Raw genomic sequence first — 2,137 nt, forward strand, 5'->3', positions numbered from 1 at the left:
ATTTTTACAATATTTTAGCAATACAATTTCCAAAAATAAAAACTGACTCATCTCTTTTAAACAAGCCAGTTCTTATATTCAGTTTATTTTTTATAAAAAATTATTTTACAGAAGCCTCGTAGATTCCTTCGATTGCTGATTCCAAAGTTTTGTTAAATTCTTCGTCACTTTGCTGTGCTGATAATCCTTCAGTTAATGCTCTTGAGAAACTTGCGATTATTCCTTTATTTTTTGAAAGAATTTCATTTGCTTTTTCTCTTGGGTAACCTCCTGATAATGCTACTACTCTTACAACTCTTGGATGTTTTGTCAAATCTTCATAAAAGTTTTCAACTGTTGGCAATGTTACTTTTAACATAACATTTGAAGTTTCAGGCAATTTATCAAGATGCTTTTTGATTTCATTCTTTAATATTGTTTCACATTCTGCTTTATCAGTATTATGAATATCTACTTCTGGTTCAATTATTGGAACAAGTCCTGCAGCAATAATCTTATTTGCAACTTCAAATTGCTGATCTACAACTTTTTCAATTCCTGTTTGTGATGCCTTTTTTATAACAGAACGCATTTTTGTCCCAAAAATATGTCTTTCGTTTGCTCTTTTCAAAAGTTCATCCAATTCTGGCATTGGTTTCATTGTTTGAACACCATCTTCCAATTCTTCAAGTCCTTTGTCAACTTTTAAGAAAGGCAAAACTCCTTTTTCTTCCCACAAGAAATCCGCTGTATATTTTCCATCGATTTTTCTATCCATAGTTTGCTCAAATAAAATAGCACCTAAAATTTTTGTATCGTTAAAAGCTGGACTTTTTATAATTCTAGTTCTCATTTTATGAATCAAGTCAAACATTTCTGCATCATTTGAATATTCATTTTCATCAATTCCATACAATTTCAACGCTTTCGGAGTGCTTCCTCCACTTTGATCTAGTGCTGCAATAAATCCTTTTCCATTTCTCATTTTTTCCAATTTTTCGTTCATCATAGCTGTCCTCCTCATTTAAAATTCAGAATTTAAAAAAATTCCTTTACATATTTTTATCATAGCACTTTTTTCAAAAATGTCAATTAAAATTTGAAAATAAAAATTAGAAATATACAACCGGACTTTAATTTAAAAATCTCACTTTTATAAATTTATTTTAAAAATTTTGAGCTCCTACCAATTTTACTTTTAATACTGCTGGCTGATAAATAACTTCCTCTGGCATTCCTTTGGCTTTTATTACAAATTTAAATAGGTATGCATAATTTTTTGAAGTTCTTGAAAGCAAAAGATTTGGGTCTGCTTTTCCAATAGTGTCAGACTGCCCCATCCAGTTGTATTCGTTTACAATTATATCTCCTACTCTGGAAGTTGAGCCTTGTTTTAATTCCATTTCCTGAACATATTGACCTTTTTTAAAATCTTTCATTTTTTTTGCCCCTTTAGGCATTACATCTTCCACAAGCAATTTTTCACCTTCATTTGGTACCGCAACATAAATTTTGACATTTTCAATTTCAATATTGTCATTTAAAATATCAAAACCAAATGCAAATTTTGCTGATGAATTTTTAACATCCTTATTATCATAATCAAACATCACACCTGCTGTATTTGTTTTATAATTTTTATTTCCATTAGGGTTTAAAGAGGTAAACTCCATTTTTTCACCATTTCCCTTATCCAGATTCAAACTTTTTCCAGCAATTGCATTATTTAAAGTTTTCCCAGCTGTTACAAATGTAAAACTATTTTTTTTACCAAATGCTACAATTCCCATTAGCAACATTAAACTTAAGATTATTCTTTTTAAATTAGACATTTTAATTTCCTCCTTAAATCTCTGACATACTTGGCTTGCTGATATTTCAAATAAATCTTCACAAATGGAATCATAAACCATTTCTTAGGCTCAATGTGTTCTGTAAAGTCAATCGTAGCATTCTTTTCATTGCCACTGAAAACACCGATCCAATGTCCTTTCATATTGTCATTCTCCATGTCAAACTCCCAAAGACAAAAAGGTTCTTGTCTTGTTACCGTGAAAGTTGTCTTATATCCACTCTTCGTTATTTCTACAAATTGCGTGTCTGATATAAGACAACTTTCACGGTAACAAGATAAGAACCTTTTTGTCCTGTTACCGTG

Annotated in this window: 3 protein-coding genes; all 3 read right to left on the reverse strand. The window is 30.3% G+C overall.

Features of this window, described 5'->3' with window-relative positions:
* Positions 1-100: 100 nt before the first annotated feature.
* Positions 101-985: a fructose bisphosphate aldolase gene (locus Q0370_RS02160; RefSeq protein ID WP_299571505.1), complete on the reverse strand. Its 885-nt coding sequence runs from the start codon at positions 983-985 to the stop codon at positions 101-103.
* A gap of 160 nt (positions 986-1,145) precedes the next feature.
* A complete protein-coding gene (locus tag Q0370_RS02165; protein WP_299571499.1) occupies positions 1,146-1,811 on the reverse strand; it encodes a hypothetical protein in 666 nt (221 codons plus the stop codon).
* Positions 1,799-2,137 (reverse strand): hypothetical protein (locus tag Q0370_RS02170; protein WP_299571502.1); only part of this gene is annotated, 339 nt, incomplete at its 5' end. The genes Q0370_RS02165 and Q0370_RS02170, both read right to left, overlap by 13 nt.

Source organism: uncultured Leptotrichia sp., from assembly GCF_938036635.1.
Lineage (GTDB): Bacteria > Fusobacteriota > Fusobacteriia > Fusobacteriales > Leptotrichiaceae > Leptotrichia > Leptotrichia hongkongensis.

Excerpts from the sequence above, each read along its gene's own strand:
- Q0370_RS02160 (WP_299571505.1), bottom strand. The coding sequence starts at position 985 with ATGAACGAAAAATTGGAAAAAATGAGAAATGGAAAAGGATTTATTGCA.
- Q0370_RS02165 (WP_299571499.1), bottom strand. The coding sequence starts at position 1,811 with ATGTCTAATTTAAAAAGAATAATCTTAAGTTTAATGTTGCTAATGGGA.